At 53.3% G+C, this 13,481-nt stretch carries 14 protein-coding genes; 11 read left to right on the top strand and 3 right to left on the bottom strand.

The window, feature by feature from the left end:
* Positions 1–9: 9 nt before the first annotated feature.
* Entirely contained in the window at positions 10–336 is a 327-nt protein-coding gene (locus tag EBB79_RS20290) for an Hpt domain-containing protein (RefSeq protein WP_127750630.1), read from the bottom strand.
* A 174-nt stretch (positions 337–510) separates the two neighbouring features.
* Between EBB79_RS20290 and EBB79_RS20285 the strand changes: the two genes are divergently transcribed.
* Complete coding sequence (locus EBB79_RS20285; protein WP_420850351.1) at positions 511–1,779, top strand: PP2C family protein-serine/threonine phosphatase; 1,269 nt, start codon at positions 511–513, stop codon at positions 1,777–1,779.
* A 147-nt stretch (positions 1,780–1,926) separates the two neighbouring features.
* Here EBB79_RS20285 and EBB79_RS20280 read toward each other — a convergent pair whose 3' ends face one another.
* Positions 1,927–2,379 carry an NUDIX hydrolase gene (locus tag EBB79_RS20280; RefSeq protein ID WP_127750628.1) on the bottom strand — a complete coding sequence of 151 codons (453 nt, stop codon included), beginning with the start codon at positions 2,377–2,379 and terminating at the stop codon, positions 1,927–1,929.
* A gap of 78 nt (positions 2,380–2,457) precedes the next feature.
* On the opposite strand from EBB79_RS20280, the gene hslO reads away from it, so the two are divergent.
* The 8 genes from hslO to EBB79_RS20240 all read left to right on the top strand — a co-directional run bounded on the left by hslO (position 2,458) and on the right by EBB79_RS20240 (position 11,754).
* Positions 2,458–3,444: an Hsp33 family molecular chaperone HslO gene (gene hslO / locus EBB79_RS20275; RefSeq protein ID WP_127750627.1), complete on the top strand. Its 987-nt coding sequence runs from the start codon at positions 2,458–2,460 to the stop codon at positions 3,442–3,444.
* Positions 3,437–4,033: a CoA pyrophosphatase gene (locus EBB79_RS20270; RefSeq protein ID WP_238704958.1), complete on the top strand. Its 597-nt coding sequence runs from the start codon at positions 3,437–3,439 to the stop codon at positions 4,031–4,033. Before hslO ends, EBB79_RS20270 begins: the two co-directional genes overlap by 8 nt.
* Positions 4,030–5,184, top strand: coding sequence for a CCA tRNA nucleotidyltransferase (locus tag EBB79_RS20265; protein ID WP_127750625.1), 1,155 nt, complete (start codon positions 4,030–4,032; stop codon positions 5,182–5,184). Before EBB79_RS20270 ends, EBB79_RS20265 begins: the two co-directional genes overlap by 4 nt.
* 204 nt (positions 5,185–5,388) lie before the next feature.
* Entirely contained in the window at positions 5,389–7,227 is a 1,839-nt protein-coding gene (locus EBB79_RS20260) for an ABC transporter ATP-binding protein (RefSeq protein ID WP_127750624.1), read from the top strand.
* Positions 7,224–9,068 carry an ABC transporter ATP-binding protein gene (locus tag EBB79_RS20255; RefSeq protein ID WP_127750623.1) on the top strand — a complete coding sequence of 615 codons (1,845 nt, stop codon included), beginning with the start codon at positions 7,224–7,226 and terminating at the stop codon, positions 9,066–9,068. Before EBB79_RS20260 ends, EBB79_RS20255 begins: the two co-directional genes overlap by 4 nt.
* A gap of 41 nt (positions 9,069–9,109) precedes the next feature.
* Complete coding sequence (locus EBB79_RS20250) at positions 9,110–10,357, top strand: class I SAM-dependent RNA methyltransferase (protein WP_127750622.1); 1,248 nt, start codon at positions 9,110–9,112, stop codon at positions 10,355–10,357.
* 22 nt (positions 10,358–10,379) lie between these two features.
* Entirely contained in the window at positions 10,380–11,171 is a 792-nt protein-coding gene (locus EBB79_RS20245; RefSeq protein WP_127750621.1) for an ion transporter, read from the top strand.
* A gap of 64 nt (positions 11,172–11,235) precedes the next feature.
* Positions 11,236–11,754, top strand: coding sequence for a L,D-transpeptidase family protein (locus EBB79_RS20240; protein ID WP_127750620.1), 519 nt, complete (start codon positions 11,236–11,238; stop codon positions 11,752–11,754).
* A 58-nt stretch (positions 11,755–11,812) separates the two neighbouring features.
* Here the strand turns inward: EBB79_RS20240 and dalA are convergent, their stop codons facing one another.
* Complete coding sequence (dalA, locus tag EBB79_RS20235; RefSeq protein WP_127750619.1) at positions 11,813–12,310, bottom strand: divisome-associated lipoprotein DalA; 498 nt, start codon at positions 12,308–12,310, stop codon at positions 11,813–11,815.
* A gap of 166 nt (positions 12,311–12,476) precedes the next feature.
* On the opposite strand from dalA, the gene EBB79_RS20230 reads away from it, so the two are divergent.
* Positions 12,477–13,094 (top strand): L,D-transpeptidase, encoded by a 618-nt coding sequence (locus tag EBB79_RS20230; RefSeq protein WP_127750618.1) that lies wholly within the window; start codon positions 12,477–12,479, stop codon positions 13,092–13,094.
* A 139-nt stretch (positions 13,095–13,233) separates the two neighbouring features.
* Positions 13,234–13,416 (top strand): hypothetical protein, encoded by a 183-nt coding sequence (locus EBB79_RS20225; RefSeq protein ID WP_127750617.1) that lies wholly within the window; start codon positions 13,234–13,236, stop codon positions 13,414–13,416.
* The last annotated feature ends 65 nt before the right edge of the window (positions 13,417–13,481 follow it).

The raw sequence follows: 13,481 nt of genomic DNA, 5'->3' as shown, positions 1-13,481 counted from the left end.
CTCGGTCGTCTAGAAACGGACTGGCAATTCTGTGATGAAAATTGTCTTTGAGGATTGGTACTCGGCGATAATGGCTGGAACATCGACCGTTTCAGCTTCGCCTTGGGCCGATCTTCGTTCACCATCCTGACATAGCGAAGAGAAAGCTTGAAAACCCAAGCTTAGCGCGCTGCCCTTCAAAAAATGCAAATTCTGCTCTAGCTGTGTTAGATCCGTGTTATCATTGAGTTTGCCAATAACTTCTTCTACTTCTTCAAGGAAAAGATCTACAACTTCCCCAAAATCCTCTGCGCCTACTTCTTCACGCAATTCTTTCACTCTTGGCCAGTCAATCATGACATAAATCCTGTCGCTCAACTCTAATTTTACTGACTTTAACGGTGATGGGTAAAAGTTTAGTGAAGGCGAAGGAAAATATCAAATTGTTGGGTTCATAGCTTGTTAAGCGACAAGTATGATACTGCAATCAGTTATTGAACTCCCGCCGAGCTTAACGAGGTCCCATCTGTGTTGCCAGACAGTACATTTCATAATGAAGAACAGACCGACAATGGGTCGATTCGGACTGTTTTGGTTGTTGACGATAGTCGACTTCAGCGCCGCATTCTTGTGGCGTCTTTGAAAAAATGGGGATTTGAAGTTACTGAAGCTGAAAGCGGCGAAGCAGCAATGGAGATTTGCAGCCAAGATCCGCCTGACCTAATTCTCAGTGACTGGATGATGCCAGGCATGAACGGTCTGGAGTTTTGTCGAAAGTTCCGTGAACATTCCAACGAAGGCTACAGCTATTTTATTCTGCTGACGTCGAAGAGTGAAAAGAATGAAATCGCCGAAGGTCTGGATGCAGGTGCAGATGATTTTCTGACCAAGCCAGTCAACTCGGACGAATTGCGTGCACGGATCTCTGCTGGTGAACGCATTTTGCGGATGCAGCGTGAATTATCAAAGAAAAACCGCATTGTTTCCGAGACTTTGGACGAGCTGCAGCGGGTCTATGATGCGATTGACAAAGATTTGGTGCAGGCGCGCAAAATCCAACAATCTTTGGTACCCGAACTATCGCGCAAATTCGGATCGTCTTCGGTCAGCCTACTTCTTAAACCCTGCGGTCATATCGGTGGGGATCTAGTCGGAATGTTTTCTCCCGGAGTAAACCGCCTGGGATTTTACTCGATCGATGTTTCAGGACACGGGATCACATCGGCCATGATGACGGCCCGCCTGGGCGGGTACCTGTCTTCGACCTATTTTGATCAGAACGTGGCAATGGAAAAACGATTCAACCGTTTCTATGCACTGCGCCAACCGGAAGAAGTGGCCAGCCTGTTAAACGCACGGCTGATCGCCGATACCGGGATCGAAGAGTATTTTACGATGGCCTACTGCATTGTTGATCTGCGCAGTGGTGGCTTGAAGATGGTCCAGGCCGGTCATCCGCATCCATTGTTATTGCGTAAGGATGGATCGACAGAGTTCCTGGGTGAAGGCGGTGTTCCAGTTGGGCTGGTCCCGGACATTCCCTATTCACAGATCGAAGCAGTTATGGAGCCGGGCGACCGGCTGTTGCTTTATTCTGACGGCTTTACCGAAGCGCGGCTAGAGAACGGTGATATGTTAGAGACCGAGGGGCTTCTGGAGTTGATCGCCAAATGTGATTCTCAACATAGTGGCCAAGAATTTTTGGATGATCTGTATTGGAACCTTACTCAGGTAATGTCGTCTGAATATGGATTAGAAGACGATGTTTCAGCCACAGTGTTTGAATACAACGGTCCTTGAGCTTTTTGCCAAGAGGCTCCCGTCTGGTTCCAGACCATTAAAATGATCTGTCTCCCGTTGGGCGTGGCGCCGCGCGAAGCGCGGCGCCACGCCCAACCCAGACCGGGGGCCGTAAGGCCATTGAAGTCTGTGACGGGAGTTTTTGATTTAGTCCAAAGCCCTAAATTTGTTTATTTGTGCGGCAAAATGGCGATCACCGGGATTGCCAAGAAAATTGGCTGCCTTTTCCTGATTCATCCAAACGGCTTCGTGCCCTTGTTCTTTAGGGGGCCCAATCCGCCTAACCGGCCGCGCAACATAGATATGGCAGAGCTTTTCCGCCCACAAATCATACTCAGGCATATAGACAAACCGTCGAAAAATACCAATTTTCCGGGGTTTAGAAATGCTCCAACCGGTTTCTTCGTGTACTTCGCGGTGCAGCGCGGGAAGAGGTGATTCCCCTGGATCGATCCCGCCGCCGGGCAATTGCAGATCAGGTCCTGGGTCATATTGGCAGGTTAGTAATAAGCGACCATCGCGTGGTAATAATGCATAGGCCCCGGGTCGGCGATGATAGTGTCGATCCTTTTGCGGCGGCTCTCCAAATCGTCTGATCACGCAGTGACCCCTTTCATCCAAATGTGATAACCCTATATAGGCTCGATATGCCAACCCCGGGCGTGTAAGGAAACCCCCATGACTCTTGGATCAAAAATTGCGTGGGACGATACAGTCCTGCCATTCCAACTGGATACTGTCGACATGCGTGGCCGCGTGGCGCGATTGGACGGTGTGCTTGATGGAATTCTCAAGCAACATGATTACCCACCGCAGGTCGAAGCCTTGGTAGCCGAGATGGCGCTGCTGACCGCTCTGATCGGTCAGACGATAAAGCTGCGCTGGAAATTATCGCTGCAGGTGCAGTCCAAAGGTCCGGTGCGAATGATTGCAACCGACTATTATGCCCCCCAGGCCGAAGGCGAGCCCGCCAGAATTCGCGCCTATGCTAGCTTTGATGCTGACCGTCTGACCGATGGTGCTCCGTTTGATCAAGTCGGCGACGGATACTTCGCGGTTATGATCGATCAAGGCGAAGGTTCTAAACCGTATCAAGGTATTACCTCGCTTGATGGGGACAGTATTTCGGTCTGTGCCGAAGCCTATTTTGCCCAATCCGAGCAGCTGCCGACGCGGTTCAGCCTTAGCTTTGGGAAGTCTTCGGCGCCAGGCAGCGCCGAGCATTGGCGGGCCGGCGGTATCATGTTGCAGAGCATGCCTAAGGCCTCGCCATTTGTTTCCCAGTCTGAAGGTGATGGAGAAATCCTGACCGCTGCTGATTTGATCGACGGTGAAGAAGGTGAGAACTGGAACCGAGTCAATATCTTGCTGGACACTGTCGAAGATCTGGAACTGATCGGTCCTTCTGTGCCGCCAACCGATCTTCTTCTTCGTTTATTCCACGAAGAGGCGCCGCGGGTGTTTGATCATCAGGCCGTCACTTTTGGCTGCACGTGTTCCGAAGATCGTGTGCGTCAAAGTTTGTCGATTTATTCGGCTACGGACCTCGAAAAAATGACGACTGACGACGGGCGAATCACGGCTGACTGTCAATTCTGTAGCTCTCATTATGATCTCGACCCTAAAACAGTTGGGTTTGACGCGGAAAACCCACCGAGTGTCTGATTTGATCGAAGCCTTGCGAACTGCCCTGGATCAAGCTGGGGACGGCTCGTCAGATTTCGATTTGAATCCGGATTTTGAACTACCAGCAGGGCGTAAATTGCGTCCTGCTGGGGTCTTGGTGCCGATTTCTGTCATTGGCGAAATACCACATGTCATCCTGACCAAACGGTCTTCTGCGTTGAAACATCACCCGGGTCAGATTGCCTTTCCCGGCGGTAAGCAGGACGCCGATGATAGGGACGTGACGGCTGCTGCCCTGCGTGAAGCCTGGGAAGAGATTGGACTACCGCGTGACCTGCCGAAGGTCATCGGACATTTGCCCGATCATGAAACCGTTACTGGATTTCGTGTGACGCCGGTCGTGGCACTTTTGGAACAGGATTTTGAACTGCGCCCAGAACCGGGTGAGGTGGACGAGGTATTTTCGGTGCCACTTGCACATCTGTTGGATCTGGACAGTTATGTGGTAGAATCCCGGCACTGGCGCGGGGTGCAAAGGCACTATTTTACTGTACCGTATGGTCCCTATTATATTTGGGGTGCCACGGCGCGAATGTTGCGCGGGCTAGCTGCGCGGATGAAACGATGACGCGAATTGACCAACCCTGGCTAAAGGATACCGCAACCCAAGCTGTGTGTGATGCAGTCACTGCCGACCGTGCATTGTTGTTTTTTGTCGGCGGTTGCGTGCGAAATGCGCTTATGGGAGTGGCTGTGTCGGACCTGGATCTGTCCACCGATGCCCATCCCGAAAAGGTGATGCAGCTGGCAAAGCGGGCCGGGCTAAAAGCCGTTCCTACCGGTATCGAACATGGCACAGTGACAGTTATTAGCAGTGGCATTCCGTTTGAAATCACCACCTTTCGCAAGGATGTTGCCACTGACGGTCGTCGCGCCACCGTAGCTTTTGCCACAGATATTGCCGACGATGCCGCGCGGCGTGATTTCACAATGAATGCGATTTATGCCCGTCCGGACGGCTCCGTTGTGGACCCTTTGGGTGGCATGGCAGATCTGGATGCCCGACGGGTGCGGTTTATCGGAACGGCCCAAGATCGCATTCGCGAGGACTATCTGCGTTCGCTGCGGTATTTTCGTTTCCATGCCTGGTATGGTGATCATGAGGCTGGATTCGATCCCGAGGCATTGGCGGCGATTGCAGCCAATCTGGACGGTCTGGGCCAATTGTCACGTGAACGGGTAGGGTCAGAACTGCTGAAACTACTGTCTGCCAAGGACCCATCCCCCGCTGTGGCGGCGATGCGGCAGTCGGGGGTTTTGTTGGAGATTCTACCAGGATCTGACGACCGAGCACTGGCCCCTTTGATCCATTTCGAGGCTGGCTTGGCTCCCAACTCGATCCGTCGCTTGACTGCGCTGGCTAGCTCGGAAATGGGCGAACACCTGCGGCTCAGCAAGGCTCAGATGGTTAATTGGACTACGCTGCGCGATCAGGCCTCAGGGTCCACCGGTGCAGCTGAACTGGGCTATAGGCTCGGGGAAGCACAGGCTCGGGATGTCTTGCTGTTGCGTGCTGCCTTGCTGGAACAACCCCTAAACGTCAATTTAGAGACTGATATAGCGTCTGGGGCTGCCGCGACGTTTCCGTTGTCGGCGCGCGACTTGATGCCGGAAATCACCGGCAAGGCGCTGGGCGAGATGCTGAAACGGCTTGAAACGGACTGGATTGCCTCTGGGTTCACCCTGACGCGTGAGGCGCTGCTTGCCAATCGTGGTTAGATCACGACACAACTAAAGCGCGTGACAAAGCCAAAAAACTGTCCTACGAATTACGCACAACTGACTGTTACATGACGGAGGAATGCATATGTATCGTGGGATCTGGCTCGATTAAGGCCGATATCCTTCCGAATTGACTTGGGGGGCCTCGGCGCCGTCTGTGTCTGCATTTGCATATCTCTTTAGCTCGTTTGGAGCACTGTCATGTTTCGTTACTTTGAAAATCTTGTAGATCCTTATTGCGACTATCCCGAAGTGGATAGCCCGCCGACGCGGTTGTGGCCCTTCATGCGCGACTATTGCCGCCCTTTCACCCGCATCTTTGTCTGGACTGCGTTGATGTCCCTGGTGGTTGCCGCAATCGAGATCGGGCTGATTTATTACATGGGCCGGATGGTTGATTATTTTGGTGAGGGCCCCCAGCAGGTCTGGGCTAATTATGGCACCGAACTGATATTGGTGGGAACGTTCATCCTGTTTATCCGTCCTGCAATCCAATTGCTGGATGTTGTGTTGTTGAACAATGCGATCCTACCCAATCTGGGTACTTTGATCCGTTGGCGGGCACACCGGCATGTGCTGCGTCAATCGGTGGGTTGGTTTGAAAACGATTTTGCCGGCCGTATCGCCAATCGGATCATGCAAACGCCCCCTGCTGCGGGTGAAGTGGTGTTTCAGGTGTTCGATGCGATTTCCTATTCGTTGGCCTATCTGATTGGCGCTGCGGTGTTGCTGATGGTGGCGGATGCCCGACTGTTGCTGCCTCTGCTGATCTGGTTTGTCCTGTATGGATTCTTGGTACGCTGGACAGTGAAACGGGTTGGGCCAGCCTCGCAGGCCTCGTCTGATGCGCGCTCGGCGGTGACGGGTCTGGTAGTTGATGCCTATTCCAACATCCATTCGGTGAAAATGTTTGCTCATCACGATCTGGAAGTGACGGGTGCGAAGAACGTGATCGAGAAAACCCGCAAGACATTTCAGACCGAAATGCGGATTTTCACAACGATGGACGCTGTGTTGGTCAGCCTGAATGGGCTGCTGATCGTCGGGGTCGTCGGCTGGGCGATCTTTTTGTGGATGCAGGGTCAGGCCTCGGTTGGGGTGATTGCTGCCGCTGCAGCGCTAACCCTACGCCTAAATGCGATGACCGGTTGGATCATGTGGGCGTTGACCTCGTTTTTTCGTGAGCTGGGCGTTGTGGCCGAAGGCATGCAGACAATTGCCCAGCCTATCGATTTGGTCGATCCCGCCAATGCCACTCCGCTACAGCTGACCGCCGGTGGAATTGAGTTGCGCAACCTAAGCCATCATTATGGTCGTGGGGCAGGTGGGTTGGATCACATCAACCTGACCATTAAGCCGGGTGAAAAGATAGGCTTGGTGGGTCGTTCAGGCGCGGGTAAATCGACCCTGGTGAAGCTGTTATTGCGGTTCTACGATACCGAAAGTGGGCAAGTCATGATCGACGGGCAGGACATCCGCACCGTGACCCAGGATAGTCTGCGTGGCAATATTGGCATGGTGCAACAAGACAGCTCGCTTTTGCATCGTTCGGTGCGCGAAAACCTATTGTATGGTCGACCCGAGGCAACCGAAGACCAGATGATCGCCGCCGCCAAGCAGGCCGAAGCACATGATTTCATTCTGGATCTGCAGGACCCTCAAGGACGGCAGGGCTATGACGCGCAAGTTGGAGAACGTGGTGTGAAACTGTCCGGCGGCCAACGTCAGCGGGTGACTTTGGCGCGCGTGATTCTGAAAAATGCACCAATTCTGCTGCTGGATGAGGCAACCAGTGCACTGGACAGCGAGGTCGAGGCGATTATTCAACAGACGCTATACGGCATGATGGAGGGCAAGACGGTAATCGCAATTGCACATAGGCTGTCCACCATCGCACAAATGGATCGCATTCTGGTGCTGGACCAGGGCCGGATTGTCGAAGAAGGTAGCCATGACGATCTGCTGGCTGCCCAGGGGCAATATGCCCAATTTTGGGCCAGGCAATCGGGTGGATTTCTAAATATCGAGGCGGCGGAATGAACATTGGCAATTGGATTGACGCATTTCGCCCAGCAGTAGGTCCGCCGCCGCAAACGTTGCGGGCGTTCTTAAGGTGGAGTTTGTCCGGAGCTTGGCCGATGTTGATCTTGGCCGCTCTTTTTTCAGCATTGGCCGGCGGAATGGAGGCCGGTACAGCTTATATCCTTGGCCTTGTTATTGATACTGCTGTGTCCAGTGGGCCGCTGGTGTTTTTTACCTCTCAGAACGTATTGATGATTTTGGGTGCAATTAGCTTTTTTCTGATCATCCGACCGATTCTGTTTACCCTGTCTGCGGTGTCGAATTCGATTATCGTGCAACCCAATGTGAACCCGCTGGTTCTGTCTCGGTTGAACCGGTGGACTATGGGGCAATCAGTAACCTTTTTTGATGACGATTTTGCTGGTCGTATCGCGCAGAAACAGATGCAGACAGCAAGCGCCGTGACATCAGTTGCGTCTGAAGTCATCAACGTCGTGGCGTTTGCACTGGCTTCGATGCTTGGCACGATGGCTCTGCTGGGCGCAATTGATGTGCGAATTACAGTTCTGTTTGCTGTATGGTTGGTCGGATACTTTGCAGTGATCAGCTGGTTTCTTCCCCGTGTACGTGTTCGCGCCGGTATTCGGGCCGGAGCGAAAGCAATGGTTTCAGGACAGGTGGTTGATTCCATCACAAATATTAAAACGGTAAAATTGTTCGCCCATGCGGACCACGAGGAAAAAACCGCTCAGGATGCCATGGCTGAATTTCGCTCCAAAGCGCTGAGCTTTGGGTATCTTGCGGCGGGTTTTCGATTTGCCCTTATGACACTGGCCGGATTGTTGCCGGTGTTATTGATCGGTGCAACATTGCTGCTTTGGCAGTCAGGTCAAGCCACTGAAGGAGATATCGTTGCCGCCGGGGCTGTGTCCATTCGAATTGCACAGATGACAGGTTGGGTCAGTTTCACCCTGATGGGAATTTATTCCAATATTGGCGAAATCGAAAACGGCATGAAGACGCTGACCGTGCGCAACCGGGTTGAAGATGCCAGCGATGCCGTGGACCTTGTTGTACCACGCGGAGAGATCATCTTTGACAATGCTGACTTTGCCTATGGGCGCGATGTTGGGGGGGTGCAGGGCATTTCCCTGACCATCAAACCGGGCGAAAAACTGGGTATCGTCGGGGCCTCGGGTGCGGGCAAGTCGACTTTGGTTTCGCTGCTTATGCGGCTCTATGAAGGCGAAAAAGGCCGTATTCTGATCGACGGTCAGGATATATCCGGGGTCACTCAGAACTCGCTTCGCAGTCAGATTGGTATGGTCACTCAGGAAACGGCGATGTTCAACCGCTCAGCACGCGACAATATTCTGTACGGTCGCCCTGATGCCACCGAGGCCGAGATGACCGAAGCCGCCCGCAAAGCCGAGGCCAATGAATTTATCGCTCTGTTGCAGGACGGACAGGGTCGTCAGGGCTATGATGCGCATCTGGGCGAACGCGGCGTCAAACTGTCGGGCGGGCAGCGCCAACGCATCGCCTTGGCTCGTGCGATTCTGAAGGATGCGCCAATCTTGGTGCTGGATGAGGCCACCTCGGCCCTGGATTCAGAGGTCGAAGCCGCGATTCAGTCCGCTTTGTCGCGGGTTATGCAGGGCAAGACGGTGTTGGCCATTGCCCACCGCTTGTCGACGCTAAGCGAGATGGATCGAATTATCGTGATGGAGAACGGGCGTATAGCGGAAATCGGTAGCCATGATCAGCTATTGGCGCGGGCTGGACTCTATGCGCAGTTCTGGGCCCGGCAATCCGGTGGTTTCATTCGGACCGAGACAGAAACAAAGGCGGCGGAATAAGTTTTTTGCCAAAGCGGCTGACTGTCTGTATCAGGGCGCCCATGAACACATCAGTTAGAACCACCGCCACCATCACGCGTCTCGGCCACCAAGGCGACGGAGTCGCCGAAGGTCCCCTGTTTGCTCCTCGCACTCTGCCGGGTGAAGTTGTGACAGGAATCGTCGACGGCAGCGCTTTGGGTGACATTCGCATCGAAACACCCTCGGAGCACCGGGTGCAGGCGCCGTGTCGCCACTACAAATCCTGTGGTGGTTGCCAGTTGCAGCACGCCGACGACGGTTTTGTTGGTGAGTGGAAGCAGGGCATCGTTCGCAATGCTCTTAGTGCGCAGGGGTTGGAAACCACGTTTCGCCCTGTCCATACTTCGCCGCCACAATCGCGTCGTCGCGCGACATTGTCCGTTCGACGCACCAAAAAGGGCGCGATGGCCGGGTTTCATGGTCGTGCTTCGGGGGTCATCACTGAGATTCCGGATTGTCGTCTTCTTGATCCTGACCTAATGGCCGCAATTCCGATGGCTGAAGATCTGGCCCAGATCGGCGCCAGCCGCAAAGCGCCGCTGGCAGTGACTGTGACGCTGTCGGATATTGGTCTGGATGTGTTGGTGAAAAATGGCAAACCACTGGACGGGCCGTTGCGGATGTCGCTGGCACAGTCGGTGGAAAAGCTGGGCATCACTCGCCTGACCTGGGACGACGAACAGATCGCAATGACCCAACCACCCACACAGACTTTTGGCCCTGCCAAGGTCTGCCCGCCTCCGGGGAGTTTCTTGCAGGCCACACGAGATGGCGAGGCAGCTCTATTGGCTGCGGTGCAGGAAATCGTCCAGGGATCAAAGCGAATTGCCGATCTGTTTGCCGGCTGCGGCACGTTTACGCTGCCACTGGCCAAAGACGCCGAGATGCTGGCCGTTGAAGGTGATCCCGAGATGGTCAAGGCGCTGGAAGCTGGCTGGCGTCAGGCCAAGGGTCTGAAAGTGGTCAAAGCTGTCGCCCGTGACCTGTTTCGCCGCCCAATGATGCCGGATGAATTGAACCCTTTTGGTGCGTTTTACGAGGCCGCAGTGATTGACCCTCCGCGTGCTGGTGCTGAATCCCAAGTGGCTGAACTGGTCAAGGCCCGCACCAAAACCATCGCCTATGTATCCTGTAACCCGGTCAGTTTTGCCCGTGATGCCAGAACTTTGGTCGATGCTGGATACGATCTGAATTGGGTCCAGGTTGTTGACCAGTTCCGCTGGTCAGCCCATACCGAACTGGTTGCGTCTTTCACCCTTGCCGATTGAGCCTAAGCCCGGATTATCTATCATGACCCCAATTCAACGTTTGGCTGCCATTTTGAGCAGCTCCCGTTTTGGCAATTTCATAACAGCTGTCATTGTCGTCAACGCGGTGATACTGGGGCTAGAGACCGCTCCGTCCGTTATGGCGCAGGCTGGCGTGGTGATTGAGTTGATTGACGAGGTCTGTCTGGCGATTTTCGTATTAGAAATCCTGGCCAAACTGATCGTGTCCAGACACCGGTTCTTCCTTAACGGATGGAATGTGTTTGATTTCCTGATCGTCGGCATTGCACTGGTTCCGGGTGCACAGGGGCTATCAGTGCTGCGAGCCTTGCGCATCCTGCGGGTTCTGCGTGTCATTTCCGTGGCCCCCAGCCTGCGTCGGGTGGTCGAAGGGTTCATCACTGCACTGCCCGGCATGGGCTCGGTATTCTTGCTGATGGCGATTATTTTTTACATCGGCTCGGTGATTGCCACAAAACTGTTCGGTGGTGCTTTCCCGCAATGGTTCGGCACTCTGGGTGGTAGCGCCTATTCCTTGTTCCAGATCATGACCCTGGAAAGCTGGTCCATGGGAATCGTGCGCCCCGTGATGGAGGTCTACCCCTATGCATGGGTATTCTTTGTGCCCTTTATCATGGTCACCACATTTGCCGTGGTGAACCTGTTGGTGGGTCTTATCGTGAACTCAATGCAGGATGCACATAGTGTTGAAGACACCGAGCGTACCGATGCATATCGTGATCTGGTTCTCACGCGACTTGATGCAATTGAGCAGCGGTTGCCGCAGCACGTTAAGGAAATTTCAAAGAAGTGATTTGGATTAACGAAGTGTTTAGGAATAATTTGTCATAAATAGTTAAAAACGAGATAAGAGTAGTATGGATAGACGAGCATTCGGATTGGGGGCAGTAGCGACCTTGGCTTCGGCAGGTTGCAGTGGCGCATCCAGCAGATTTCAAAGTTATGAGGGCCCTGAGGTCACCGCGGTGGTCATCAATAAGGGCGCTCGGAAATTGTATTTGCTGCACAATGACGAGATTCTGCGAGAATACAAAGTTGATCTGGGCTTTGCCCCAGTCGGTGCAAAAATGGTTGAAGGCGACGGAAAAACGCCCGAGGGCACTTATGTCATCAATCGCCGCAACCCCAACAGTTCATACCACCTGTCGATCGGAATTTCATATCCGAACTCTCAGGACGTTGCTGAGGCCAACGCCATCGGTAAACGGCCTGGAGGAGAAATCTTTATTCATGGCCAGCCCAACGACTCTAAGGCGCGTAAACGGGCAGCTCGGGTGGATGACTGGACCGCTGGATGTATTGCTGTCGACAACGATGAGATCGAAGAGATCTTTGCCATGGTGAAAGACGGCACCGTGATCAGCCTGCGTCTGTAAACTTGTAAATGACACCGGCGGTAGCGTACCGCCTTTGATATCGGCCCTCCTTGGGCGTTTAGCCGCCCATCACCAAGGTCCACCAGATCTTGCCGTTCTGCTCCTGAAACCATGAAAACCCCATGTTGACCGCTTTGGGGTCCATGATCACAGCACGGGTATTGGTATCTTCCATCCAGGCCGACAGCGTTTCCACTTCGCCTTCGTAAGTTTCAGATATAGCTTCGCCCATCAGAGAGCCTGTATATCCTGCGCGGGCTACGCGATCCAGTGGTGACGACCCATCCGAACCAAAGTGCCAGGGGCGGTTCTGCACTGCCATATCTCGCGAGTGAGTGGCAGCTGCGGCGTTGAGCTGGGCGCTCAATTGTACCTTAGAAGACCCCGTGGCCTGTCTCAGCGCATTCACCGAATCAAGCATACGAAACTGTACTTTTTCGGCGTTACGGATGCGGTAAACGTTGCCACCGCCATTTGAGCCACCGTTTGGCGCTGGGGTGCAGGCTGTGATCAGCGTCAAAACGCCTGCCGCAATAATCAATAAAACACGCTTCATTTTGCACCTTGTTTAATATCTAGGTACAGCACTTAGCCTTACTGTGGCATAGGTGCAAATGTGGTGGCATCAAAATGCCGGTAGTGACGTGTGTTTGATTTGCGACTGCGGCATTCACGCCATAATATGCGGCAACAGTTCCTATATAGTGCGGGTAGTGACGATCATGTCTTCCAAATTAATTCAATTTCCTTCGCGCCGGGTTTTCTTAACCGGCACAGCTGCGTTGCTTGCGACGCCTGCATTATCCCAAGCCGTGGAACCAGATGCCGAGCCCGCATATGATCCGTTGCGCCCCCCGCCCGAGCCGGAACCCTCTGTACGTCGCAATATTTCAGCATTTCGAGCTAAGAAGTGGCAGCCGTACTTCGACAATCTGAAGAATGGGGCAATTTTGGTCGATATCGACAGCCGTGCGTTGCATTATTGGTCTGCGGACGAAACAACCTACAAATTGTTTCCATCATCGGTGCCGCTATCCGATGATTTGACGCGCCGGGGCCGTACGCAAGTAATACGTAAAGTTGAAGGCCCATCTTGGGCGCCAACCCCGAATATGCGCAAGCGCAACCCAGAGTGGCCAGCCTATGTTCCCCCGGGCCCGGACAATCCGCTGGGAACCCATGCTTTGTATCTGAGCTGGAAGTATTATCGCATCCATGGGACCCATGACACACGAAAGATTGGTCGAAAGTCTTCCAATGGCTGTATTGGTCTTTATAATGAACATATTGCACAGCTTTTTGGGATGGCCAAATTAGGTACTCAAGTGTTGCTTATTTGACCACAAGTCAGCCCAGCAAGGCTGAATCTATTCAACAAGCGTTTGCAATCTCGGGTTTTTACTGGTTAGAAAAAACCACGAGGTATGTCTTGGCTGCGTGGGCCATAGTTGAATGGCCGCGCCTTTTTTGGAGGTTAATATGAAAAAACTCGTTCTTGCCGCTGCTCTGGCAGCTGCTGCTTCGACCGCATCTGCTGGTGGTTACTCTGAGCCAGTTGTTGAGCCGGTTGTTATCGTTGAAGAAGCTGGTAGCTCTTCTAACGGCATCCTGCTGCCACTGCTGATGTTGGTAATTGTTGGCGCTGCTGTCGCTTCTAGCTAAATTTACGACACAGTTTCGAAAAAGGGCGGTGGTTCTCCACCGCCCTTTTTTATTTTGATTAGCAC

The sequence above is a fragment of the Parasedimentitalea marina genome, from assembly GCF_004006175.1.
Taxonomy (GTDB): domain Bacteria; phylum Pseudomonadota; class Alphaproteobacteria; order Rhodobacterales; family Rhodobacteraceae; genus Parasedimentitalea; species Parasedimentitalea marina.
This window is presented reverse-complemented; position numbering and strand designations above follow the sequence as displayed.